The 23,305-nt window shown below is 66.8% G+C and carries 23 protein-coding genes; 13 read left to right on the top strand and 10 right to left on the bottom strand.

Going from position 1 to position 23,305, the window contains the following annotated elements; genetic code table 11:
• Positions 1–205 precede the first annotated feature (205 nt).
• Positions 206–391 (bottom strand): tautomerase family protein, encoded by a 186-nt coding sequence (locus E1263_RS33675; RefSeq protein ID WP_132174846.1) that lies wholly within the window; start codon positions 389–391, stop codon positions 206–208.
• 20 nt (positions 392–411) lie between these two features.
• Positions 412–1,923 carry a sodium:solute symporter family protein gene (locus E1263_RS33670; protein WP_132174844.1) on the bottom strand — a complete coding sequence of 504 codons (1,512 nt, stop codon included), beginning with the start codon at positions 1,921–1,923 and terminating at the stop codon, positions 412–414.
• A gap of 160 nt (positions 1,924–2,083) precedes the next feature.
• Between E1263_RS33670 and kduI the strand changes: the two genes are divergently transcribed.
• From kduI to E1263_RS33650, 4 genes are read left to right on the top strand one after another with little or no spacing between them, the layout of a single operon-like run.
• Positions 2,084–2,920, top strand: a complete 837-nt coding sequence (kduI, locus tag E1263_RS33665) for a 5-dehydro-4-deoxy-D-glucuronate isomerase (protein ID WP_238161779.1) — start codon at positions 2,084–2,086, stop codon at positions 2,918–2,920.
• A complete protein-coding gene (locus E1263_RS33660) occupies positions 2,917–3,678 on the top strand; it encodes an SDR family oxidoreductase (RefSeq protein ID WP_132174840.1) in 762 nt (253 codons plus the stop codon). The genes kduI and E1263_RS33660 overlap by 4 nt, the downstream gene beginning before the upstream one ends.
• Before the next feature lie 20 nt (positions 3,679–3,698).
• Positions 3,699–4,448, top strand: a complete 750-nt coding sequence (locus E1263_RS33655; RefSeq protein ID WP_132174838.1) for an IclR family transcriptional regulator — start codon at positions 3,699–3,701, stop codon at positions 4,446–4,448.
• A 53-nt stretch (positions 4,449–4,501) separates the two neighbouring features.
• Complete coding sequence (locus E1263_RS33650) at positions 4,502–7,519, top strand: glycosyl hydrolase 2 galactose-binding domain-containing protein (protein ID WP_132174836.1); 3,018 nt, start codon at positions 4,502–4,504, stop codon at positions 7,517–7,519.
• Positions 7,520–7,669: 150 nt separating this feature from the next.
• Here the strand turns inward: E1263_RS33650 and E1263_RS33645 are convergent, their stop codons facing one another.
• Genes E1263_RS33645 through lepA form a run of 3 tightly spaced genes read right to left on the bottom strand, consistent with a single transcriptional unit; the run spans position 7,670 to position 11,104 of the window.
• Positions 7,670–8,296: an MOSC domain-containing protein gene (locus E1263_RS33645; RefSeq protein WP_132174834.1), complete on the bottom strand. Its 627-nt coding sequence runs from the start codon at positions 8,294–8,296 to the stop codon at positions 7,670–7,672.
• A 13-nt stretch (positions 8,297–8,309) separates the two neighbouring features.
• Positions 8,310–9,218 carry an aminoglycoside phosphotransferase family protein gene (locus tag E1263_RS33640; protein ID WP_132174832.1) on the bottom strand — a complete coding sequence of 303 codons (909 nt, stop codon included), beginning with the start codon at positions 9,216–9,218 and terminating at the stop codon, positions 8,310–8,312.
• Positions 9,218–11,104, bottom strand: a complete 1,887-nt coding sequence (gene lepA / locus E1263_RS33635; RefSeq protein ID WP_132174830.1) for a translation elongation factor 4 — start codon at positions 11,102–11,104, stop codon at positions 9,218–9,220. The genes E1263_RS33640 and lepA overlap by 1 nt, the downstream gene beginning before the upstream one ends.
• Positions 11,105–11,263: 159 nt before the next feature.
• On the opposite strand from lepA, the gene E1263_RS33630 reads away from it, so the two are divergent.
• The 3 genes from E1263_RS33630 to E1263_RS33620 are packed head-to-tail and all read left to right on the top strand — an operon-like array spanning position 11,264 to position 13,896.
• A complete protein-coding gene (locus E1263_RS33630; protein WP_165956833.1) occupies positions 11,264–12,127 on the top strand; it encodes an aminoglycoside phosphotransferase family protein in 864 nt (287 codons plus the stop codon).
• Positions 12,128–12,160: 33 nt separating this feature from the next.
• Entirely contained in the window at positions 12,161–12,700 is a 540-nt protein-coding gene (locus tag E1263_RS33625; protein WP_238161776.1) for an RNA polymerase sigma factor, read from the top strand.
• Positions 12,697–13,896, top strand: coding sequence for a TolB-like translocation protein (locus E1263_RS33620; RefSeq protein ID WP_132174826.1), 1,200 nt, complete (start codon positions 12,697–12,699; stop codon positions 13,894–13,896). The genes E1263_RS33625 and E1263_RS33620 overlap by 4 nt, the downstream gene beginning before the upstream one ends.
• Positions 13,897–13,952: 56 nt before the next feature.
• Here E1263_RS33620 and E1263_RS33615 read toward each other — a convergent pair whose 3' ends face one another.
• Complete coding sequence (locus tag E1263_RS33615) at positions 13,953–16,937, bottom strand: S8 family serine peptidase (protein ID WP_238161775.1); 2,985 nt, start codon at positions 16,935–16,937, stop codon at positions 13,953–13,955.
• 162 nt (positions 16,938–17,099) lie between these two features.
• Here E1263_RS33615 and E1263_RS33610 point away from each other — a divergent pair, with 162 nt between their 5' ends.
• Entirely contained in the window at positions 17,100–17,549 is a 450-nt protein-coding gene (locus E1263_RS33610; RefSeq protein ID WP_132174822.1) for an SRPBCC family protein, read from the top strand.
• Here the strand turns inward: E1263_RS33610 and E1263_RS33605 are convergent.
• Positions 17,546–17,977 (bottom strand): nitroreductase/quinone reductase family protein, encoded by a 432-nt coding sequence (locus E1263_RS33605; RefSeq protein ID WP_132174820.1) that lies wholly within the window; start codon positions 17,975–17,977, stop codon positions 17,546–17,548. The genes E1263_RS33610 and E1263_RS33605 overlap by 4 nt on opposite strands.
• Before the next feature lie 211 nt (positions 17,978–18,188).
• Here E1263_RS33605 and rpsT point away from each other — a divergent pair, with 211 nt between their 5' ends.
• Positions 18,189–18,449, top strand: coding sequence for a 30S ribosomal protein S20 (gene rpsT / locus E1263_RS33600; protein ID WP_132174818.1), 261 nt, complete (start codon positions 18,189–18,191; stop codon positions 18,447–18,449).
• An 87-nt stretch (positions 18,450–18,536) separates the two neighbouring features.
• Here rpsT and holA read toward each other — a convergent pair whose 3' ends face one another.
• Positions 18,537–19,520, bottom strand: a complete 984-nt coding sequence (gene holA / locus E1263_RS33595) for a DNA polymerase III subunit delta (RefSeq protein ID WP_132174816.1) — start codon at positions 19,518–19,520, stop codon at positions 18,537–18,539.
• A 44-nt stretch (positions 19,521–19,564) separates the two neighbouring features.
• Here holA and E1263_RS33590 point away from each other — a divergent pair, with 44 nt between their 5' ends.
• Positions 19,565–20,107, top strand: coding sequence for an isochorismatase family protein (locus tag E1263_RS33590; protein ID WP_238161773.1), 543 nt, complete (start codon positions 19,565–19,567; stop codon positions 20,105–20,107).
• A 7-nt stretch (positions 20,108–20,114) separates the two neighbouring features.
• On the opposite strand, the gene E1263_RS33585 is transcribed toward E1263_RS33590, so the two are convergent.
• The gene (locus E1263_RS33585) at positions 20,115–20,996 is read right to left on the bottom strand and encodes an SPL family radical SAM protein (protein ID WP_132174812.1); all 882 of its coding nucleotides are present in this window, start codon (positions 20,994–20,996) and stop codon (positions 20,115–20,117) included.
• 115 nt (positions 20,997–21,111) lie between these two features.
• Between E1263_RS33585 and E1263_RS33580 the strand changes: the two genes are divergently transcribed.
• The 3 genes from E1263_RS33580 to E1263_RS33570 are packed head-to-tail and all read left to right on the top strand — an operon-like array spanning position 21,112 to position 22,384.
• Positions 21,112–21,492: a VOC family protein gene (locus E1263_RS33580; RefSeq protein ID WP_132174810.1), complete on the top strand. Its 381-nt coding sequence runs from the start codon at positions 21,112–21,114 to the stop codon at positions 21,490–21,492.
• Between the two features lie 43 nt (positions 21,493–21,535).
• A complete protein-coding gene (locus E1263_RS33575) occupies positions 21,536–21,931 on the top strand; it encodes a nuclear transport factor 2 family protein (RefSeq protein WP_132174808.1) in 396 nt (131 codons plus the stop codon).
• A gap of 36 nt (positions 21,932–21,967) precedes the next feature.
• Positions 21,968–22,384 carry a PPOX class F420-dependent oxidoreductase gene (locus tag E1263_RS33570; protein WP_202869175.1) on the top strand — a complete coding sequence of 139 codons (417 nt, stop codon included), beginning with the start codon at positions 21,968–21,970 and terminating at the stop codon, positions 22,382–22,384.
• A gap of 42 nt (positions 22,385–22,426) precedes the next feature.
• On the opposite strand, the gene E1263_RS33565 is transcribed toward E1263_RS33570, so the two are convergent.
• On the bottom strand, positions 22,427–22,933 hold the full coding sequence (locus tag E1263_RS33565) for a MarR family winged helix-turn-helix transcriptional regulator (RefSeq protein WP_132174804.1): 507 nt from the start codon (positions 22,931–22,933) through the stop codon (positions 22,427–22,429).
• Positions 22,934–23,305 lie beyond the last annotated feature (372 nt).

The raw sequence follows: 23,305 nt of genomic DNA, 5'->3' as shown, positions 1-23,305 counted from the left end.
CCCCTCCCCTACCCCCGAACATTTCGCCGTACGGACGCCTCGCCGTACGGACGTCTCAGGGGTCAACCCCGCTGGTGGTGGGTTGCACGGCCGGATTCTGACGGTGCAACCCACCAGCTCAGGGGTTGGCCCCTCAGATGGTTGGCGGGCAAGGGACCGCCCCCGGTCCCCTGGGCGGAGGGGAACGGGGGCGGAGGCCTGCGGGTCAGCTGTCGGAGACGAGGGTGCCGCCGTTGGCGACGTCGGACTTCTCGATCTCGGTGAAGACGATCCGGACGGCTTCGCGCTTGGCGTTGAGGATCGAGATCGCGGCCTCGGTCACCGCGGTGACGAACTCACGGCGCTGGTCGAGGGTCCGGCCGGACAGGAGCTCGACGGAGATGTTCGGCATACAGGGTTCTCCAAAAGGGTTCAGCCGAGGGCGGCGGTGCGCCGGGCGGCGACCTCCGCGGAATCCTCGGGGTCGGTGTTGAGGGAATCGAGCAGGACGTCGACGTCATCCTTGCGCTCCGGCAGCAGCAGGCCGAGGCCCACGTAGATCACCAGAGAAGTTGCCAGCGGCAACGCGACGACCAGGGTGGTGTCGGTGGAGCCGATACCGTATTTCACGATCGCCCAGGTGATCAGGCCGATCGCCCAGGACACCAGTGCGGCCCGCGGACCGCTGCGCCGGAACCAAGGCAGCAGCCCGAGCATCAGCGGGATGGCGATCGGGCCCATCGTCGCGGCGACCAGGTCGACCACGATCTTCAGTACGACGCCCTGACCGTTGGTGGCGATCGCGATGATCATGCTCACCGTGACGAAGGCGAACGTCGTGATGCGGGCCATCTTCAGCGCGGCGGAATCGCTCATCTCGCGGACCTTCTTCACCAGGACCGGGGCGAGGTCGCGGGTGATGACGGACGAGATCGCGTTCGCGTCGGAGGCCACCATCGCCATCGTGTGCGAGAAGAAGCCGGCCAGCACGAGCCCGATCAGGCCACTCGGCAGTAGCAACTGCGCCAGAGCGACGTACGACTGCTCGGCCTTGCCGGGGTTCACCAGCAGCGGCGCGGCGCACATCGGGATGAACAGGACCAGCGGCCAGACCAGCCAGAGCGCCGACGACAGCAGTGCCGACTTCTTGGCGGCGGAACCCGATGGTGCAGCCATGTAGCGCTGGGCCAGGTTCCACATGCCGCCGTTGTACTCAAAGGTTTTGATGAACAGGAACGCGATCAGGAAGATCGGCGTGTACGGCCCGTTCAGCGCGTCGCCGTGACCCTCCGGCAGCTTGTCCCACATCGTCCACAGCGTGGAGATTCCGCCCAGGTGGGCGAGCACGCCGACGAACATCGCGATCCCGGCTGCGGCCTGGATGATGAACTGGCCGAAGTCGGTGAGCACGTCGGCCCACAGGCCGCCCAGCGTCGCGTAGGCCATCGTGACCACGCCGGTGAGCAGGATGCCCCACCGCATCGGTACGCCGGTGAATCCGTTCAGCAGAATAGCGATCGCGACCCACTTGGACGCGATGTCGACGACCTTCAGCGCCGCACCGGAGTAGGCCAGTGCCTGCTGGGTCGGCAGGTTGTAGCGGCGGGCCAGGTATTCCAGCGGCGAGACAACCCCGTGCTTGGCCCGCAGCCGGTTCCAGCGAGCCGCGAAGACGAAGGCTCCGATGCCGACACCGACACCGATCGACACGGCCCACCAGACGTACACGGTGATGCCGTAGTTGTAGGCGACGGCGGCGAACGCGACGAACATGACCGCGCTGTAGCCCGACATGTGATGCGAGATGCCGGACAGCCACCAGGGAATCCGGCCTCCGGTCGTGAAGTAGTCGACGACCGTTTTGATCTTGGAGCGGGACCAGAGACCGATCACCACCATCAACACGAAATAGCCGACCAGGACTGTCCAGTCCAGAGCGGTCATGGGTCCTCCCAGGGACAACGGGGCGAGTGACTGGAAGGTTCCATCGAACAGAACTCGGTGTCAAGAGACGGAACCCGGAACAAATCAGCCGCGAGTTCCACGCCTGAACTCAGCGCAGACAGGGTTTGACAGAAGGTTCCATGAGATAGAACCTAGTTCTGTGAATGCACAGTCGCCACTCCAGATCCGCCACGCCACCCACCCCGCCCAGGTGCCCGGCTTCGACACCGCCGGACTGCGCGCGCAGTACCTGGTCGACGACCTCTTCACCCCGGACGCGGTCACCGCGGTGCTCACCCACCATGACCGGATCGTGCTCGCCGGCGCCGTCCCGGCCTCCGGCCCCCTGACGCTCAACACCTGGCCCGAGCTGCGCAGCGAGTACTTCCTCGAGCGCCGCGAGGCCGGCATCGTCAATGTCGGCGGTCCCGGCACGATCACCGCCGACGGCACCAAGTACGAGCTCGCCACCGGCGCCTGCCTGTACGTCGGCCGTGGCACCCGCGAGGTGGTCTTCGAGGGACCAGAGTCGGCGTTCTACATCTTCTCCGCGAACGCGCACACGGAGTTCCCGACCGCGCTGGTCAACCCCGGCGAGGGCAACCGCCTCGAGCTCGGCGACCAGCAGACCGCGAACCGCCGGACGATCGACCAGTACATCCACGCCGGTGGCGTGCAGAGCTGCCAGGTCGTGCTTGGTGTGACCACCCTGCACGCCGGCAGCACCTGGAACACGATGCCCGCGCACACGCACGACCGTCGCACCGAGTGCTACTTGTACTTCGGCCTTCCGGAGACCGACCGGATCGTGCACCTGCTCGGCGAGCCTGACGAGACCCGACATCTGCTGGTCGCGGACCGCCAGGCGATCATCTCGCCGAGCTGGTCGATCCACTCCGGCGTCGGCACGTCGTCGTACAGCTTCGTCTGGGCGATGGCCGGCGAGAACCAGGCCTTCACCGACATGGACGGTGTGGACGTCCGGGACCTGCGGTGACAGCTGATGTGTTCAGCCTCCGCGGCCGTACGGCGCTCGTCACCGGCGCCCGGCGCGGTATCGGCGCGGCCATCGCGGCTGGATATGCCGCAGCCGGCGCCGAACTGATCCTGTTCGCGCGCGACGCCGCGCTCGAGGACACCCTGGAGGCGATCAAGCAGAACGGCGGCGGCGAGGCCACCATCGTGACGGCCGACTTCGCCGACCCGGACGCCGTCGAGGCGGCCGCGATCGAGCTGGCGCGGACCCGGCAGATCGACATCCTGGTCAACAACGCCGGCACCATCCGCCGCGCGCCGGCCGCCGAGACCAGTACGGCGGACTGGCGGCACGTGATCGATGTGAACCTGAATTCGGCCTGGGCGGTGACCCGGCCGATCGGGGCCGCAATGGCCGCGCGCGGCTCCGGAAAGATCGTCACGATCGCGTCGTTGCTGAGTTTCCAGGGCGGAGTCACCGTTCCCGCCTACACTGCCAGCAAGCATGCGGTCGCGGGACTGACCCGGGCGCTGGCCAATGAGTGGGGGGCGGCCGGTGTTCAGGTGAACGCGATCGCCCCGGGCTACATCAGTACCGACAACACCACCGACCTGCGGGCCGATCCGGAGCGCGAGACCGCGATCCGGTCCCGCATCCCGGCCGGTCGCTGGGGGCGGCCGGATGATCTCGTCGGTGCGGCGGTCTTTCTGGCCTCCGCAGCGGCGGACTACATCAACGGCCACATCCTCGCGGTCGACGGTGGCTGGCTGGCCAGATAAGGAGTGGCAGGATGTCCGACATGAGTTCGCCCTCGGCCATCGACAAGACGCTGATGGTGTTGGACGCCGTACTGGAACATTCGCGGTTCACCGATGTGGTGAACGCGACCGGTCTGGCCAAGTCCACCGTGCACCGGATCATGGCGTCGTTGGTGGAGCACGAGTTCGTCGCGCAGGCCGACGACGGCTCGTACCATCCAGGTCCGAAGGCGCTCCGGCTTGCCGGACATGCGTTGACCAACGTCGATCTGGCCACGGTCGCTCGCCCGGTGCTCGCCGACCTGGTCGCGCAGACGCGCTGCACGGTGCACGTCGGTCTCCTGAACGGCGATGAGGCGATCTACGTCGCCCGCTTGGACGGCCCCAAGCCGTACCGGATGCCGTCCCGGGTCGGGAAGGCGTTCTGGCTGCACTGCACCGGGATCGGCAAGGCGCTGCTGGCGGAGAAGGACGATGAGGCGCTCGACGCCCACATCACCCGGACCGGTCTGCCGGCCCGCACGCCGCTGACGCACACGACCGCCACCGGGCTGAAGGCCGACCTGGCCCAGGTCCGCGCTCGCGGCTATGCGCTGGACGACGAAGAGAACGAGCCAGGAATTCGTTGTGTGGCAGCGGTCATCCACGACCACACCGCCCTGGCGATCGCCGCGGTCAGCATCTCGACGTTGTCCCTCGAGCAGTCGATCGCCCAGGTCGCCCTGATGGCACCGGCGGCGACCGAGGCGGCCCGGAAGATCAGCGCCGCGCTGGGGTATCGGGAACCGTAAAGGCCCTCTAAAGTTAGGAAACCTTCCTAACCATTGAGGTAGAGGATCGCCCAATGAAATCTCCTCTCCGCTGGTTGCTCGCAGGAACACTGATCGTCGGCACTTTGGTGCCGGTGTCCCCCAGCGTTGCTGCGGCTGCTGCCTCGGTCAGTCCCATCCCAGGCTTCCAGTTACAGACTTCCGCGCAGGTCTCCGACGACTCCGCCGTCACCAAACCCGGCTTCCCGACCACCGGCTGGTTGCCGGTCTCGTCCCGGTCGACCGTGTACGCCGGGCTGCTGCAGAACAACAAGTACCCGGACCCGTTCTTCTCGACGAACATGAAGAACGTCGACAAGGCGCAGTTCACCGTCCCGTGGTGGTACCGCACGGAACTCCAGGTCGCCGACACCGGCCAGCGCACCTACCTCGACTTCAGCGGCGTGATGTCGCGCGCCGACGTCTGGGTGAACGGCGTCCGGGGCGCCGACAAGAACCAGGTCGTCGGTGCCTACACCCGCCACGACCTGGACATCACGGCCCAGGTGCGGGCCGGGAGCAACTCGATCGCGTTCAAGGTCTACCCGAACGACCCGAACCGCGATCTCACCATGGGCTGGATCGACTGGGCTCAGACGCCACCTGACAAGAACATGGGCATCGTCCGCGACGTCCTGGTACGACGCAGTGGTGCGGTCGCCCTGCGCGGCGCCCACGTGGTCACCAAGCTGACCGTGCCCTCGTTGAACCACGCGGACCTGACGCCGAAGGTCGACGTCCGCAACGACTCCTCGGCAGCCGTCACGACCACGGTCAGCGGCACTGTGGCCGGCGTACCGGTCAGTCAGTCGGTTTCGCTGGCAGCCAAGGAGAAGAAGACCGTCACGTTCGCCACCATCGGGTTGGACAACCCGAATGTCTGGTGGCCGGCCGGGATGGGCGGGCAGCCGCTCTACGCGATCGACCTGACCGCATCGGTGGGCGGTACGGCGTCCGACAGTACGACGGCCAAGTTCGGCGTACGGGATGTGAAGGCGCCGCTGAACAGCAGTGGTGGACGGGCGTACTCGATCAACGGGCGACCGCTGCTGATCAAGGGCGGTGGCTACTCGCCGGACCTGTTCCTGCGCTGGGACAAGACCGCGGCGGCCGACAAGCTCAAGTATGTCAAGGATCTGGGCCTGAACACGGTCCGGCTGGAAGGGCACATCGAGCCGGACGAGTTCTTCGATCTGGCCGACGAGCTCGGCGTCCTGACCATGCCCGGTTGGGAATGCTGCGACAAGTGGGAAGGCAATGGGTGGAGCGCGGAGGACAAGGCGGTCGCCAAGCTGTCGATGACCGGCGAGGCGGAGCGGCTCCGCAACCACCCGAGTGTCTTCACCTTCCTGATCGGCAGTGACTTCGCGCCGAACGCAGAGAAGGAGAAGGGCTATCTCGACGCGTTGACCGCGGCCGATTGGCAGACTCCGATCATCGCGGCCGCGTCGGCGAAGGCGTCGCCGCAGCTCGGCATCTCCGGGATGAAAATGAACGGGCCGTACGACTGGATCCCGCCGAACTACTGGTACGACAAGGCACACAGCGACTCCGGCGGCGCGTGGAGCTTCAACTCCGAGACGTCAGCCGGGCCGGACATCCCGACGCTGGACACGCTGAACCGGATGATGACTCCGGCCGAGCTCGAGACGCTCTGGAAAAGCCCGGCGACCAACCAGTACCACCGGTCCGAGTCGTCCACGTTCGGCAACCTGAAGCTGTTCGGTGACGCCCTGGCCGGCCGGTACGGCGCTCCGGCGAACCTGAACGACTACGTCAAGAAGGCGCAACTGGCGGCGTACGAGAATGTTCGTGCCGAGTTCGAGTCGCACAATCGCAACTTCACCGACTCGTCGAACCCGTCGACCGGGTTGATCTACTGGATGCTCAACAGTGGCTGGACTTCGCTGCACTGGCAGCTCTTCGACGCCTATCTCGATCAGAACGGCGCGTACTACGGCGCCAAGAAGGCGAACGAGCCGCTGCACATCCAGTACTCGTACGACACCAAGTCTGTTGCCGTCGTCAACCAAAACCACGCTGCGGCGTCGGGGCTGACGGCTTCGGTCAAGCTCTACAACATCGACGGGACCGAGAAGTTCTCGATGTCGGCCTCGGTCACCGTTCCGGGCGACGGCGGCAAGGTCACTCCGATCACGATCGGGACCCCCGCCGGCCTGTCGACGACGTACCTGGCGAAGCTCGTCCTGACGAACTCGTCGGGGGTCGAGGTGAGCCGGAACGTCTACTGGCTGTCCACGAAGGCGGACACGCTGGACTGGAACAACACCGACTGGTACTACACACCGACCACGAGCTACGCCGATCTGAAGGGTCTGTCTTCGCTTGCGCAGACGCCAGTGTCAGCGAGCGCTTCGACAACGACCTCGGGTGAGAACACCATCACGACGGTCACGTTGAAGAACACCTCCACCGCGAAGACTCCGGCGTTCTATCTCGATGCGCATGTGGTTGCTGGTGGCAAGCCGGTGCTGCCGGTCCAGTGGAACGACAACGCGGTGTCGCTGTGGCCCGGCGAGACCACGGTCCTGAAGGCGACGTACCGGACTTCGGACCTCAAGGGCGGTTCACCGTCGGTCCGGATCACCGGCTGGAACACCGCCACGCAGACGATCCCCGGCAACGGCGGGGGCGGACCGACCGATCCCGAGCCGGTCGTCTACCAGGCCGAGGACGCCGCCATCACCTCCGGCGTCGTCGAGTCGAACCACGCCGGCTTCACCGGCAGCGGTTTCGTCAACTACGACAACGCAGTCGGCAGCGCGGTCGAATGGACCGTCAACGCAACCACGGCCGGTCCAGCCACGGTCGAGCTGCGCTACGCCAACGGTACGACGGCCAACCGGGCAATGGACGTGTCGGTCAACGGCACGGTCGTCTCCCCCGGCCTGGCCTTCGCCGGCACCGGCGCCTGGACCACCTGGCAAACCAAAACCGTCACCGTGAACTTGGTAGCCGGAAGCAACAAAATCAAGGCCGTCGCCACCACGGCGAACGGCGGCCCCAACATGGACAAGCTCACCACGTCCTAACCACCAGCCGCGGGTCCCAGGGAACCCACCAGGCCCCTGGGACCCGCGCCCGCCGTACGGCATCTCATGGGTTCCCCCATCAGCTTGTGGCTTCTGCACTCGCATGCGGGTCCAGAAGCCACAACCTCGTGGGTTAACCCATGAGATGGTTCAGGCGCGGGCGGCGATTCGGCGGGCGTGGTCGCGGATCTCGTCCTCGAGATCCGTGCCCGAGTCGAGCATCACCTGCATCTTCGCGGCATCCTGGCCGGCGAACATGTCGGCGACCGTCACCTCGTGATCCGGGCGGCTCAGAACCTCGATGCGGTCGCCGGCGGCGATGGTGCCGGTCTTCAGGACCTTGAGGTAGGCGCCGGGGCGGCCGGCTTGGTGGAAGCGCTTGACCCAGCGCGGCTCCTCCATGCGGTGCTGGAAGGTGATGCACGGGACCCGCGGCGAGCGCACCAGCACCTCGACCTCGTCACCAATCCGCCAGACTTCACCGATCAGCGCGCCGTTCACATCCAGCCCCTCGGTCTGGAGGTTCTCCCCGAACAGGCCGGTCGGGATCTCGCGGCCGAGCTCGTCGGCCCACCAGTTCGCGTCTTCCAGCGCGTACGCGTAGAGCGCCTGGTCGGGACCGCCGTGGTTCTTGGTGTCGCAGACGCGATCACCGGCCAGCCCGAGCTCCCCCACCGGCACCCGGCCCGCCTGGGGCCGCTTGTCGATCGCCGTGAACCCCGTCTCCTTCGGACCCGGGATCAGTTCCTCGACCACATTCACCGTCAGCACGCGCATCCCGACAGGCTAACTACTCCTGGATGGCCTTGACGATCGAAATATTGCGAGTCACCCAGTCTCGCGGCAACATCGCGTCGGTGGTCGCGCTCTCGACAGCCCAAAGGACGTTGAGCATCTGGCGAACGATCACCCAGTTGCGAGCCCGCTCCTCGTCGAAGCCGGCCGCGTCGATCGCCGTGTAAAAGCGCTGCTGTACGGCGAAGCGAAGGTCGCCGGTGATCTCGTCCCAGCGGTTCCAGATCAGCGGTGCGACCTCGTAGTGCGGGTCACCGGAGAGCGGCTTGGGGTCGATCACCAGCCAGGGCTCACGGGTAGCCGCGAGAACGTTCTGATAGTGCAGGTCGGTGTGGATCAACCGGCCGTCAGTAGCCGGGTCTGAAGCGAAATCTTCGGCCAGCGAGATCGCTTGCTCGACGTACCGGTGCGGAACCGGCGCCGACGCCGGCAACTGCCGGAACCGCTCCAGCCACCGCTTCAGCTCCCCCGACAACGTCCGGTACTGCGGCCCGGCAACCACATGCAGCCGCTGGTACGTCGTACCGACAAGCTCGCAGGCCTCGAGGACCGGAAGTGTGGTGAGGTCGCGCGGCTCCAACCGTTCCAGCAGCAACGCGAGCCGTCGCGGATCCGCGCGCAACAACTGCACGGCACCGTTCCCAGCCCAGTCCCGCAGCGCAAGATGCTCGGTCTCAGCCTCCCAATGCGGAAACTGCACCTTCAGTACGGCGCTCTGTCCGTCCCGCGTGAGCACCGGAACGACCAGCGCACACTCGCCATGCGCCGACGGACCGTCGACGCGCAGCTCCCACTCCGCCAGCAGCTCACGCGTCAGTCGCGGCAGCCGATCCAGCCAGTCCGCCCAGTCCTGCCCACGCGAGGCAACGACCTGCAGACCGGCCGGGATGTCGACAGCCTGCACTACTTCTTGGCCTTCTCCGACGGCTCGTTCGTCTTGAGGGCAGCGATGAAGGCTTCCTGCGGGACCTCGACCCGGCCCACCATCTTCATCCGCTTCTTGCCCTCCTTCTGCTTCTCGAGCAGCTTGCGCTTCCGGGTGATGTCACCGCCGTAGCACTTGGCGAGGACGTCCTTCCGGATCGCGCGGATCGACTCGCGGGCGATGATCCGGGACCCGATCGCGGCCTGGATCGGCACCTCGAACTGCTGCCGCGGGATCAGCTCCTTGAGCTTGCCGGCCAGCGAAACGCCGTACGCGTAGGCGTTGTCCTTGTGCACGATCGCGGAGAACGCGTCGACCGTCTCGCCCTGCAGCAGGATGTCGACCTTGACCAGGTTCGCCGCCTGCTCGCCGGTGGGCTCGTAGTCCAGCGACGCGTAGCCCTTGGTCTTCGACTTCAGCTGGTCGAAGAAGTCGAAGATGATCTCGGCCAGCGGCAGCGTGTAGCGCAGCTCGACCCGGTCCTCCGACAGATACTCCATCCCGAGCAGGTTGCCCCGCTTGGTCTGGCACAGGTCCATGATCACACCGATGAAGTCCTTCGGGCTCAGGATCGTGGCCCGCACCATCGGCTCGTAGATGTCGCCGATCTTGCCCTCGGGGAACTCGCTCGGGTTGGTGACGATGTGTTCCTTACCGTCCTCCATGTCGACCCGGTAGACGACGTTCGGCGCGGTCGAGATCAGGTCCAGGTCGAACTCGCGCTCGAGCCGCTCGCGGACGATCTCCATGTGCAGCAGGCCGAGGAAGCCGCAGCGGAACCCGAAGCCGAGGGCGCCCGAACTCTCCGGCTCGTAGCTCAACGCTGCATCGTTCAGCTGCAGGCGCTCGAGGGCGTCACGCAGCGTCGGGTAGTCGTCACCGTCGATCGGGAACAGACCGGAGTACACCATCGGCTGCGGGTGCTTGTAGCCACCGAGCGCCTCGGTCGCCCCGCGGATCGCGGCGGTGACGGTGTCACCGACCCGGGACTGCCGGACATCCTTCACACCGGTGATCAGGTAGCCGACCTCGCCGACGCTGATGCTGCCCGACTTCATCGGCTCCGGGGAGATGACCCCGACCTCGAGCATCTCGTGCACCGCACCGCTCGACATCATCTTGATCTTGTCGCGGTGGGTCAGCTCGCCGTCGACCACCCGGACGTAGGTGACCACGCCACGGTAGGTGTCGTAGACCGAGTCGAAGATCAGCGCCCGCGGCGGAGCGTCCTTGACGCCCTTCGGCGGCTCGATCTGGGCGACGATCTCGCTGAGCAACTCCTCGACACCCTCGCCGGTCTTCGCCGAGACCCGCAGGACCTCGTCGGGACGGCAGCCGATGATGTGGGCGAGCTCAGCGGCGTACTTCTCCGGCATCGCGCCCGGCAGGTCGATCTTGTTGAGCACCGGGATGATGTTCAGGTCGGCGTTCAGCGCCAGGTACAGGTTGGCCAGCGTCTGCGCCTCGATGCCCTGGGCTGCGTCGACGAGCAGCACCGCGCCCTCACACGCCTCCAGCGACCGCGACACCTCGTAGGTAAAGTCGACGTGGCCGGGGGTGTCGATCATGTTCAGGATGTACGTCGTACCGTCCGGGGCGAGCAGGCCGCCCGGGGTGTCCGGCTTCGGCGCGTACGGCAGCCGGACCGCCTGCGACTTGATCGTGATGCCGCGCTCACGCTCGATGTCCATCCGGTCCAGGTACTGGGCCCGCATGGCACGGCCGTCGACCACGCCGGTGATCTGCAGCATCCGGTCGGCCAGCGTCGACTTGCCGTGGTCGATATGGGCGATGATGCAGAAGTTCCGGATCAGCGTCGGGTCGGTGCGACCCGGCTGCGGAACATTCGGGGGTGCAACGGGCACGGAGGGGATCCAGTTCGTCTCGGTGGTACAACCAGCACAACTGGCCAATCATCCCATGCGGAGCCAGCGGATTTGAAAAATCGGAGCAGACCGGTCCGCCGGGCCCTACCGTGGTGACGCATGGCACACGCTGCGGGAGTCCGCTTACCGTTCGAAAAGGTGCCCGCCGCAGTGCGGGCCTGGGTCGAACGAGTCCTGGGATCGACGGTGGTTTCGGCCGCGACCCAGCAGGGTGGGTTCTCCCCCGGCGTCGCCGCCCGGCTCGTCACCGCCTCCGGCCGCCGTGCCTTCGTCAAAACGGTCGGTACGGCGCTCAACGAGAAGACGCCGTCGCTGTTCCGCCAGGAGATTGAGGCGGTCGAGGCGATCGGAACGTTGCCGTCGGCTCCCAGACTGCTGGATGTGTACGACGACGGCGACTGGGTCGGACTGCTGTTCGAGGACATCGAGGGGCGGTTGCCGTCGCACCCGTGGATCCAGTCCGAGGCGGACCGGGTGCTGGCTGCGCTGGACGAGCTGACCGACGCGCTGGACCCGTCCCCGTGGCCTGATGCGCCAGTGGTCGCCGTACGGAGTCGGGACTTTCTGAGTCGCTGGCCGGTGATCATCGCGGACGGTCTCGCCGTACCGGACTGGCTGGAGGGGCGCGTGGAGGAGCTGGCTGAGCTGTCCCGCGCTGCACTTGAGGTGATGGCTAGCGGCAAGGCGCTGGCGCACTACGACCTGCGGGCCGACAACATCATCCTCACCGACGACCGCGTGGTCTTCATCGACTGGGCGCACCCCGGCCTTGGCCCTCGCTGGACCGACACTGTGATTCTGCAGGCAGACATGCGGGACAGTCCGATCCGGCTGCCCGCACTGCCGGACGACCCGGCGATCACCGGCTTTGTGGCCGCCATCGCGGGCGGCCAGTGGTGGGGAGCGGCTCAGGAGGCGCCTCCGGGTCTGCCCACGATCCGGGCTTGGCAGCGGGAGCAGGCGCTCGTTCACCTGGATTGGGTGCGGGAGCGGTTGGGCTAGCAGCGTTTTGGTGGGCAGGGCGTCTCTGGGGGTGTGACGAATCAAATGGTGAGCATCGGCGGCCCTGTCCGGGCGCTGGCGCGTGATGACGCGCAGACCGCCGTGTCGGCGCTCTATCAACAGCACTGGGCGGGCCTCGTGCGCCTGGCCGTGCTGGTGATGGACGACCGGCAGGCGGCAGAGGACGTCGTACAGGAGGCTTTCACCAACCTGTACCGGCACTGGCCGCTCAAGGAGTCGGCAGCAGCGCTCGGATACCTGCGTACGGCGGTCCTGAACCGCAGTCGCTCGGTACTGCGCCGCCGCCGGGTCGCGCGGCTCTACATCCCACCCCACCAGGCCCCCAACGCCTCCGCCGAGAGCGACGTAGTCCTCGGCGAAGAGCGGCTCCAGGTGCAACGGGCACTGCAGGCCCTACCCACCCGGACCCGCGAGGTCCTGGTCCTCCGCTTCTACCTCGATCTCCCGTTCGCCGAGATCGCCCAGCTCCTGGGCATCGGCGAGTCCAGCGCCCGCTCGAACGCCTCCCGCGGCCTCGCGACGCTGACCGACCGCTTGAAGGACATCCGATGAACGACACCGAATCGCGCCTCCGCGACTACCTGGACACCAAGGCCGCCACGGTCCCCAGCAACGCCCAAGGCCCCGGCCTGCTGGCCGAAAGCACCTCCCGCCGGCCCGTCTGGCCGATCCTCGCCACCGCAGCCTCCGTGGCCGCCGTACTGGCCATCACAGCCACCGTCCTGACCCACGTCGGCCCCGACAAGGCAGACCCAGCCGGCAAGCCGGCCCCGCTCACGGACGCAGCCCCGACTGTCCCTTACACCCTCACCACCGGGATCAACTTCAAGGGCACCGTGCACGACGGATCCCGCTCAGTCCGGCTGCCGAAGGAACTCCGGCCGGTCGTCGCGCGCGTCGCCGGCGGATGGCTCACCGAGTACTACGTCCAAGAGGCCCCGAGCGTCGACCCACACGTCGGCATCCTGAAGACCGACGGAACCTTCAAGCGCCTGGGACCGAAGCGTGCGCTCGGCCCGAGGCTGTCCCCGGACGGCCGGCAGGTTGCCATGAGCACCTACCCGGCCGGCCCGACGGCGCGGATCCTGATCTACGACATCTCGAGCGGGGCAGAGGTCCACTCCATCCGCCCGCCGTCGAACATGGCGGGTCCGGTGGGCTGGAACCCGGACGGGATCTGGCTCGACTCCGGTGATCCCTTCTCCAAGGACCGGCTGTACCTGTGGAAGCCGGGTGAAGCGGCAGCCCGGCCGATCCAGGTTCCCAGTGGCTTCGACGGGATCGAGACGACGCCGAACTCGAACATCGTGGTGCTGACGAAGCGGCCCGAGCGGACGGCCCCGACGCCGGGACAGAGCTTCGCCACGACGAAGGCCGAGCCCCCGCAGGAGCACTGCATCCAGGCCGGTGTGCTGAAGGGCAATGCGATCGAGGTTCAGCGGGAGTCCTGCAGCCAAGGCGTGCGGGGCCCGTTCCCGGTGCTGTCGCCCGACGGGGGGAAGGTGCTGAACGTCACGGACAAGCTGACCATCGACGTCGCGACGGGGAAGACCACGAAGCTCGACGTGCCGGACCAGATCGAGAACTATCCGACCCCCGTGTTCGAGGACGCGACCAAGGTCCTCGTCGTCTCCAAGACAGAGGACGGCAAGGGACCGCAGCGGCTGTACCGCTGTGAGGCCACCACCGGCGAGTGCAAACTGCTCCAGACCGAGAAGAACGACCAGATCACCCTCGCCGAGCGCTGAACATGACGAAAGGGCGGTCCCCCGTGCTGGTGGGACCGCCCTTTCGCTTTGTCGTCTTAGCTGTCTACGCGCAGGACGGTGGAGCCGGTGCCGGCTCCGCCGTCGGTGAAGCTGAGCTGGCCCAGGTACCGGGTACCGGCGGTGAGGCCGGTCCAGGTAGCCGTGACCGTGCTCTGGGCTGCGGTGGTGACCGGCTGGGAGGCCGGGGCGACCGTCAGGTTGCCTTCAGCGGTCGTGAGCGCCCAGTGGTTGAGCTTCACGGTCGTGTTGTCGGCTCCGGCGAAGAAGTCGATGTACACGTCGTACGAGCCGGCTGCCGGGGCAACCAGGTTCGCCTCCTCCTCGGAGGATCCGCCACCGGAGTTCGCCAGCACTGCCGTCGTACCGGACTTGTAGACGTACACGTCGACGTCCGTGGCTGCCGGGTAGTCCGCGTCGAACGTGGAGAAGCGGGCGTACTTCGTGCCGGCCGGGATGGCCACCGTGAACTTGGCGACGTGGTCGTTGGCCTGCGGGTTGGTGGCCGGGAAGGACACCCCGCCCGCCTTCTTGACGACCGCGTCGGTGACGGTCGCCGCAGTCAGGCCGACCGCAGTGGTGTTCAGCGTGCCGGTGTAGCCGGCCGTCACCGATACCGGCGCCGAGCCGCTCACACCGGTGCCCTTGACCTGCACCGGCGCCTTCACGGTCAGCGGCTTGACCGCCAGCGTGCTGGAGACGGCATGGAAGGCCGACTTCCACGTCAGCGTGCCGAACGAGTACTGCTCCAGCGGTGCACCGGCGTTCTCGATGGTGACCTTGTACGTGACGGACTTGCCGGGCAGCGCGATCAGGACCTTCGGCGACACCGTCACCTTGAGCCCGGTCGCACCCGTGACCTTCGGGAAGTAGACCTCAGGCAGCTTGCTGACGCTCTTCACCGTGCGGGTGATGGTCTGCTTACCGGCCAGGTCACCGACCGCGATGGTCGGGTAGTTCAGGTCGCTCGGGTCGATCTTCCCGCCCGCGCACAGTTCGTGCGTGGTCGGCACCTCACCGGAGGCGCAGACGAACTTCGCCCAGTCGGCGTACGTCGAGTCGTAGACCAGGCCCGGGTCCAGAACCTTCTTCGGCTGGACCATTCCGGCGCCGTACCCGAACGGGGTGGCCGGCGTACCGGAGTCGTTCTGGATCGGCTGGCCAGCGGAGTCCTTGGTCGTGGCCGTGGTGGCCAGGGCCGACTTGATCGCCATCGGCGACCAGTCCGGGTGCTTGCTCTTCAGGATGGCCGCGATACCGGCCACGTGCGGTGTGGACATCGACGTACCGCTGAAGAACGCGTACTCGCCACCAGCAGCACCGAACGCGCTCGTCGCGGCCAGCACGTTGGTGCCCGGAGCCATGATGTCCGGCTTGAGCAGGTCTCCGTTACCGGCCAGGGACGGGCCACGGCTGGAGGAGGCTGCGACCTTCGGTGCGACGACCTTGACCGGCGTACCGGCGCTGATCGTGGCGGTGGGGTTCGCCGTACCGCTCACGTAGGCCTTGACCGTCGGGGTGGCCTTATCGTCCAGGTGGACCGACGGGACCGTGTGCAGGTCGGCGTCGAGGGTGCCCGGGACGATGTTGACCAGGATCATGCCGATACCGCCGACGGCCTTCACCTGGGCGCTCTTGTCGACGCGGGCGTTTCCGCCGCGGTCGCAGACCACGATCTTGCCGGTCGCCTTGGCCGGGTCGAGCGTGCCGGCCTGGCAGAGCACCAGGTTGGCCGGGTTCGCGCCGGGGAGCCCAGCGTCCTTGGCGAGGACGACCGGGGAGCTCGGCGTACCTGAACCGATACCGGCGCCGGTGAACTTGCTGCCGTCGCCGAGGGTGACCGTGGTCTGGATGTCGCGGTCATGGGTGCCGTTGGCAACAGTCGTCACCCACGGGTAGGTCTTGCCGACCGTCGACACGCCAGGGCCGGTGTTACCGGCACTGACCGCGACGAACACACCCGCCTTGGCAGCGCGCATGAACGCCATACCGGTGGTGTTGAAGTACGTCGCGCCGGTGCCGGAGATCGAGTAGTTGATCACGTCGACGCCATCGGCGACCGCGGTGTCGATCGCGGCAATGATGTCCGCGTCGGTACCGGAACCGCCACCGGCCGCGTCGACCGACCACAGCGCCTTGTAGATCGCGAGCCGGGCGTGCGGCGCCATCCCGGAGCCCTTGCCGTAGTCGCGACCCAGCACGGTCATGTCGACGCCGTAGTTACCGGCGGCGGTGCTGGCCGTGTGCGTGCCGTGGCCGCCGAAGTCGCGCGGCGACGTGAACTCCTCCGGGATCGGGCGGGTGCCGATGCCCTTGTTGAAGTACCGGGCTCCGATCACCTTGTTGTTACAGGTGACGAGCGGGGCCTCCTCGCCGGCCTGGCAGATGCCCTTCCACTTCTTCGCGACCAGCGCGTCCGACTTCTTGGTCGTCTTGATCGGCGCGAAGCTCGGGCGCTCCGGGGTGAACCCGCCGTCGATGACACCGATGATCACGCCGTCGCCGGCCTTGTCGATGCCACCGACCTGCTGCCACGTGCCGCCCTTGCCGGACAGACCGAGGAAGCGCGGCGTGTCGACGGTGTCCTGGTGCTGCATGCCGCTCGGCTCGACGCTCTTCACGCCGGACGACTTGGCCAGCTTCACGGCGTCGTCGTACGACATCTCGGCGGAGAAGCCGGAGTACGTGTAGTTGTAGTCGTAGAGCTTCTTCGCGTCCGGCGTGGCCTTCAGGACCTCGTCACGCTCCCGCGACAGGTGCTGGACGTAGCTCGTGACCGGTGCGTCGGTCTTGACCAGCTTGCCGCCGCCGTCGACGCGAGTCGACGGCAGACCGGCGATGTCACCGTCGTACTCGGCCACGGGTGCGTCGTCGAGCTGCACGATGTACGAGCCGGTCGCAGACTCCTTGACCAGCGGGTCCGACAGGACCGGCGTCTCGGCTGCCTGCGCATGAACGAGCGGCAACCCGGCCAGCGACGCTGCGAGCGCGCTGACCAGAATGATCGGGGTACGGCGGGACAAGTCGGCCTCCATGAGTTGGCTAGCCAGGACGGTGGGGAGCCAAGGCTTGGGTGGACCCGGCGCTGGTGGTGAGCAGCGTCACGGGAGCCTGAGTATGCCGCCGGACCCTGTGGGGTGTCACGCTCGGCACGACCATGTCATCCGACCGCAAGGGAAAACCCGATGCCGGACTTGACAGCAAAGATCACCGTGGCGGCACCCGCCGACACGCTTTACGCCCTGGTCAGCGATCTGCCGCGGATGGGCGAGTGGAGCCCGGAATGTACCGGCGTGACGTGGAATTCCCGTACGCCGGGACCAGCCACGGGCGCACGTTTCATCGGCCGCAACCGGTCCGGGGTGGCCCGCTGGCCAACCCAAGGACGCGTTCTGGAGGCCGAGCCGGGCCGCCGCTTCACTTTCGAGATCTTCTTCGGGCCGCTGCAGGTGGCGCTCTGGTCCTACGACTTCACGGTGACCGACGGTGGTTGCGAGGTCACCGAATCGTGGACCGATCGGCGACCGGCCGCGTTGAAGTTCACCATGAACACGATCGTCGGCGATCGGGTGAAGATCAACGAGTACGGCATCCGCACCACCCTCGAACGCCTGAAGGCGGCTGCTGAGAACTAGTTGACGGCCTCCAGCAGCACGAGCGGGATCTCGCGTTGCGTCTTGGACTGGTAGTCGGCGTAACGCTTGTGGTCGGCAACGACCAGCGGCCACAGGCGCTCCCGCTCCGGCGCAGTGGCGACTCGGGCGTTCATGCGCTGCGCAGGCTCCCCCTGGTACATCACGTCCACCGCGGGGTTGTCGCGGAGGTTGAGGAACCACGCCGGGTGCGTGTCGTCGCCGCCGCGGGAGGCCACGACGATGAGCGTCGAGCCTTCCTGGAGCGGCGAGGTGAGCATCACGGAGCGCGGCTCGCCGGTTTTGCGGCCGATCGTCGTGAGCCTCAGCACCGGCATGTCCGCCGCCTGCCACCCAGCCTTGCCGCCGCTGAGCGTGAGCAGGACACGGTGGACCGCGTTCATCGCCTTGAGTGCGAAATCAGTAGGCATATCCGCTCCGATCATCGTGGGAGAACCGCTCGGTAACCTAGTGGCCCGCGACTCGGGTCGCCAGCGCAGGCGGCCCGGTTTGGTGACCGGGTAGCTTGTTGGTAATCTGTTCCTTCGTGCATTCACGGGTGCCCAGGAAGTAGTGGAGCCAGCCGTGCGCGCGACACCTTTCCTGTAATGACCGCATACTCCTGATCGAGGCTCTGCTCACGTGGCGAACATCAAGTCCCAGATCAAGCGCAACCGTCAGAACGAGGCTGCGCGACTTCGCAACAAGTCGGTGAAGTCCACCCTCAAGACGGCCGTGCGCCGCTTCCGGGAGGCCGCTGAGGCCGGTGACGCCACCAAGGCGTCCGAGACCGCTACGGCGGCTGGACGGCTGCTCGACAAGGCCGCCAGCAAGGGCGTCATTCACGCCAACCAGGCTGCCAACCGCAAGTCGGCCATCTTCAAGAAGGCCGCCTCGCTGTAGTTTGCAACTGACGATCGGCTAGTCCTCAGGACCAGCCGATCGTTTTTGCATGCCCGGAATCCTTGGCGAGTCCGGGCTCGGGTGTGGTCAGCGGCGGCCGTGGGCGCGGCTGACCGTGATGACCATCCGCTCCAGGGCGTAACCGGCGTCGCCGGAGGCACCCTTCACATCAGCATCGGCCTGCGCCACCGCCTTGATCGCGGTCGCGAGACCACCCGGCGTCCAGCCCTTGGCCTGCTGACGCAGCGACTTCAGCTTCCACGGCGGTACGCCGACCTCGCGGGCCAGGTCTGCCTCGCGCATCCCACCCGGAGCACTCGAGAACTTCGCGAGACCCCGCAGTCCACCGGCCATCGCGCTCGTCATCAGCACCGCGGCGACTCCACAGTCGAGCGCCCAGCGCAACTGCTCCAGCGCCGGCTCGGTCCGGCCTGCGATCGCCGCGTCGGCGACCGCGAAACTCGTCACCTCGGCGCGACCACCGAAGTACTGGCCGATCAGCTCGACCGTCACCGCCTGACCGCCGGAATCGGACACCAGCTGCGCACAAGCCCCGGACAGCGCCCGCAGGTCGTGCCCGACGGCATCGACCAGTGCAGTTGCCGTGCGCTCGTCGGCGCTGCCGCCGTGCAGCCGGATCTCCCCGGCCACGAACTGCGGCAGCTCCCACGCCTTCGGCGCTGTCGCGACCACCTCGGTGACGTCAGCCTTCCGCAGCTTGTCGAGAACACCCTTGCCCTTCTGGCCGCCCGAGTGCACGAGCACGAGAAGGATGTCGTCGGCCGCAGCACCGGCGTACTCGAGCAGGCGCGGTGCCATCTCGGCCGGCAGGTTCTCCAGCATGCGCATCACCAGCACGCGCTCAGCCGCGAACAGCGACGGCCCGGTCAGCTCCGCGAACACCCCGAGGTCCAGCGTCGACGCGTCCAGCTCCGTCGTCTCGACCTCGGCGAAGTCCTTCTTCACCGCCGCGATCGCCGAGCGCACCGCCCGATCGGCCAGGAACCCCTCGGATCCGGTCACCAGCAGTACATCGCCCAGTTTCGGCGCAGAACCCCTACGAGCAGCCACACCCCCAGCATCCCATGCCGCACCCCCAAGAAGAGATGGTCACCATGCCCGACGCCCTGATTCTCGTGGACCTGCAGACCGCCTTCGTCTCAGGTCCCAACGCCATACCGGCAGCCTTGCGCTTGCTTCCGTGCGTTACCGACCTGCTGCAGCGCGCCCGCTCGGCTGACGCCGTCATCGTCCACCGGCAGAACGACGGTCCAGTTGGCGCCGATGACGAGGTCGGCTCCCCCGGCTGGGAGCTCTATCTGCCGGTCGGCGCGGGTGAGCACGTCATCCGCAAGCCGCGCGACGACGGCTTCGACGCCACGGCACTCGGCGAAGTCCTCGTCGGCGCGGGCGTGCGCTCGCTCGTCATCTGCGGCGTCATGTCCGAGATGTGCGTCCACGCCACAGCCCGTACGGCGCTCGCCCGCGGCTACCAGGTGACCCTTCCGCACGATGCCCACGGCACGTACGACATTCCCGCCGTACCGGGTGTAAGCGAGGCCATCCCCGCCCACACAGTCTCCCGAGTAGCAGCCTGGTCCCTCGGCGACCAACCCGACATCACTCACCCGGCAACGGCTGTCACCTTCGAGGGCTAACCGAATGTCAGGTCGAGGACGCCAATCGCTGCCGCAGGGCGTCGTTGTCGTCGTGATGAACGACCTCGTCGAAGCGCAACTTCAGACCATGCTTGGTCAGTAGCTCAGCGACGATGACGTCAAGCTGAGCGCGGTGTTCCTTACTGCGGGCCTGGAGGTACGCCGCACGAATCTCCTCCGGCTCATCGGTGAGCACCTGATCCATCCGCTCACGGATGTATCGCTTGAGATTGATGTGCTCCATGAACACCTCGGTCACGCCTACATCGACGAACTGAGCGAAGAGGTGATCCAGCAACTCGGGCTGGGTCGCAAAGTGCGGCAGGAGCGGACCGACGAAGGCGTAGGTGGAAATACCCGCCTTGTTGAGTTCGGCGAGGGTGCGCAGCCGGCGGGATGCGATCGGAGCCCGTACCTCCAGCCACCGGCTGACCTTGTCGTCAGTGGTGGTCACCGTGATGCCGACCTCGGTACGCGGCAGGCTGTTGAGCAGGTCGATGTCGCGGATCACCAGGGGTGACTTGGTAAGGATCCGGACCAGGCCCGGGTAGGCGACAGCGTCCAGCTCTCGCAGGATGCCGCGAGTCAGCCGGTACTTCGTCTCGTGGCCCTGATAGGGGTCGGTGACCGAGCTGAGCAGCATCGTGCCCTGACGCTTGTGCGCCGGCATCTTCGCCAGCTCCGTGCGAGCGAGCTCGACCGCGTTCGTCTTCACGTACAGGTAGTCGCCCCACTCCTGCGCCGACCGACCGAACTGCCGCCCCGCGAAGCTGGCGAAGCAGTAGGCACAACCGAACACACAGCCGGTATAGGGGTTGATGACGTAGTCGTTCGACGGTGTCTTCGACTTCTGAATGAGGGTCTTCGCCTCGATCTCTACCGGCTCCATGACCGGCAGTCTACACGGAAGATAAATCCATGGAAGTTGATTCCGTGGAATATATCTGGTTTGCTGGCTCCGTATCCAACCGTTCCTGCCCGCATAGCCCCAAGGAGTGAGTGCCATGACCGTCCCCGCCTTCAACTCGGTTGCCTGGTTCGAGTTCGGCACCGACCAGCCGGCCAAGGTCAAGAAGTTCTACGGCGAACTGTTCGACTGGAAGTACGAGCTCAACACCAACATTCCGGGCGTCAACTACCACGCGGCGCTGACGCCGGGCGCCCAGCAGCCCGCGGGCGGCGTATGGGAATCCGCAGGTGCCTTCCCCAACTACGCGATCTTCTACGTCCTCGTGCAGGACGTCGCCGAGACCGTCGAGCGAGCGCAAGCGCTGGGCGCCAAGACCCTCATGGAGCCGGTTTCCGACGCCGCGGGCGTCACCTTCGCTCGATTGGAAGATGCCGCGGGCAACCACTTCGGCGTCTTCTCAATGCCTGCCCAGTAGACCCGCACCGGGCCAGTCGGCTCGGCAACACCAAGGAGACCGCATGACCAGCACGAATACCGACATTGCCCGCACTCACCTCGAGGCCGTGCAGACCGGCAACATGGCGATCGTCGGGGAGCTCCTCGCCGGTGACATCGTCTGGCATCAGCCCGGCGCCAACCAGTTCTCCGGCGACCACGAGGGCCAAGAGGCCGTGTTCGGGATGCTCGGCCGGATGATGGAGTCCAGCCAGGGCACATTCGCTATCGAGACGATCCACTCGCTCATGGACAACGGCGATCTCATTGCCGCGAGCATCCACTTCGCCGGCCGTCGTGGCGACACGGCGATGGCCATGGACGGCGTGGACCTGATGCGCGTCCAGGATGGCAAGATCATCGAGATGTGGCTCTTCTCCGGCGATCAGACTGCCGAAGACGCTTTCTGGGGCCAGTGAGCACCACCTGACGCGAGAGGCATCATCATGCACAAGATGACCGACGAGCAGTGGCGAGCGTTCGTCTTGCATGGCACCCGGACCGGCAAGCTGTCGACAGTCCGCGCCGACGGCAGTCCGCACCTGGCGCCGATCTGGTTCCTGCTCGACGGTGACGAGCTCGTATTCACCACCGAGAAGCACAGCGTCAAGGGGCGCAACCTCGTCCGCGACGGGCGCTTCGTTCTGTGCGTCGACGAGGACGTGGCCCCGTATGCGTTCACACTCCTCCACGGCCAGGCCGAAATCTCCGAGGATCCTGAGGAGACCCTGCACTGGGGTGGCCTTCTCGGAGCCCGCTACATGGGCCAGGAGCGCACCAAGGAGTATGCCGTGCGCAACGGCGGCCCCGGCAACCTCCTCGTCCGCGGCCGCATCGACAAGGTCATCGCGTTCGACGGCATCGCCGACTGAAGGTTCCCAAGGCGCATCCACTTTCAGCTGCTACAGCTTGCCTCATGCCGGTCGGCCGGGACGCTTCGGCGTTCCCGCCGACCGCAGTGCCGTTTGCCCCGCGGCCTTCCGCTCCGCATCCAGGGCACGCCCGGCGGCCCGCAACCTACTGAGCACCTCAGTCACCTCGCGAACGGACTGCGCAGGAATCACCGACCCGATCCGCAGCTCCAACTCAGCCTCGAAGACCTTCGTCGCCCGGTCCACCAGCTTCCGGCCGGCCGCGGTCAGCTCGACAATCGAGGACCGCCGGTCGTTCGGATTCGCGCGCCGCCCACACCACCCCGCCGCCTCCAGACGATCGACCACCTTGCTCGTACCACCCACCGTGATCGAGAACTCGTCAGCGATGTCCTGAATCCGCGCCGCCGGCCGCGACCGCACCAGCTGCAGAATCTCGAACGACGACAGCGGCAGGTCGTACTCCGCCTTCAGCCGTGCGCCGATACCGTCCCACAGCTCGATCTCCAGCCCGACGATCTCCCGGTACAGGCGCTTCAGCTCAGTCATCACACATCTTCCGAAGAACTATCTTCCATGGATGATTCAGAATACGTCATCGCGGCCAGCGCTCGCCGCCGACCGAACACGCCGGCGCGGGTGCGTTCACTCGCCAGCTGGCCACAACCCGGCGCTTTGTGGACCGCTACTGGCGCTCCCTGGCAGCGAGGATCCACAAAGCGGCGCTCTGGATCGGTCGGCTGATGGCTGGGCGCGCCGCGATGGCAGCGCCGAGGAGCGGGGCAGGTGGTTTACCGAGGCTGGTGGGTGGTGAGGGACAGGTGGTTGTTCGGGTTGGTGAGGGTCAGTGGGCCTTCGGTGTTGGTGGTGGCGGTTCGGGTGGATTGGTGGGACAGGAGGGTGAGGGTTCTGGGGGCGGGG

This window comes from Kribbella antibiotica (assembly GCF_004349055.1).
Lineage (GTDB): Bacteria > Actinomycetota > Actinomycetes > Propionibacteriales > Kribbellaceae > Kribbella > Kribbella antibiotica.
Note: the sequence above shows the minus strand (reverse complement) of the source record. Positions and strands in the feature narration are given on the sequence as shown.

What these genes read in the sequence shown, in the direction of transcription:
- E1263_RS33585 (WP_132174812.1), bottom strand. Translation starts at nt 20,996, where the DNA reads ATGGAGCCGGTAGAGATCGAGGCGAAGACCCTCATTCAGAAGTCGAAG.
- E1263_RS33655 (WP_132174838.1), top strand. Translation starts at nt 3,699, where the DNA reads ATGAGTTCGCCCTCGGCCATCGACAAGACGCTGATGGTGTTGGACGCC.
- E1263_RS33565 (WP_132174804.1), bottom strand. Translation starts at nt 22,933, where the DNA reads ATGACTGAGCTGAAGCGCCTGTACCGGGAGATCGTCGGGCTGGAGATC.
- E1263_RS33675 (WP_132174846.1), bottom strand. Translation starts at nt 391, where the DNA reads ATGCCGAACATCTCCGTCGAGCTCCTGTCCGGCCGGACCCTCGACCAG.
- E1263_RS33620 (WP_132174826.1), top strand. Translation starts at nt 12,697, where the DNA reads ATGAACGACACCGAATCGCGCCTCCGCGACTACCTGGACACCAAGGCC.
- E1263_RS33575 (WP_132174808.1), top strand. Translation starts at nt 21,536, where the DNA reads ATGACCAGCACGAATACCGACATTGCCCGCACTCACCTCGAGGCCGTG.
- E1263_RS33570 (WP_202869175.1), top strand. Translation starts at nt 21,968, where the DNA reads ATGACCGACGAGCAGTGGCGAGCGTTCGTCTTGCATGGCACCCGGACC.
- E1263_RS33670 (WP_132174844.1), bottom strand. Translation starts at nt 1,923, where the DNA reads ATGACCGCTCTGGACTGGACAGTCCTGGTCGGCTATTTCGTGTTGATG.
- E1263_RS33645 (WP_132174834.1), bottom strand. Translation starts at nt 8,296, where the DNA reads ATGCGCGTGCTGACGGTGAATGTGGTCGAGGAACTGATCCCGGGTCCG.
- E1263_RS33605 (WP_132174820.1), bottom strand. Translation starts at nt 17,977, where the DNA reads ATGCCTACTGATTTCGCACTCAAGGCGATGAACGCGGTCCACCGTGTC.
- E1263_RS33590 (WP_238161773.1), top strand. Translation starts at nt 19,565, where the DNA reads ATGCCCGACGCCCTGATTCTCGTGGACCTGCAGACCGCCTTCGTCTCA.
- E1263_RS33610 (WP_132174822.1), top strand. Translation starts at nt 17,100, where the DNA reads ATGCCGGACTTGACAGCAAAGATCACCGTGGCGGCACCCGCCGACACG.
- E1263_RS33580 (WP_132174810.1), top strand. Translation starts at nt 21,112, where the DNA reads ATGACCGTCCCCGCCTTCAACTCGGTTGCCTGGTTCGAGTTCGGCACC.
- E1263_RS33650 (WP_132174836.1), top strand. Translation starts at nt 4,502, where the DNA reads ATGAAATCTCCTCTCCGCTGGTTGCTCGCAGGAACACTGATCGTCGGC.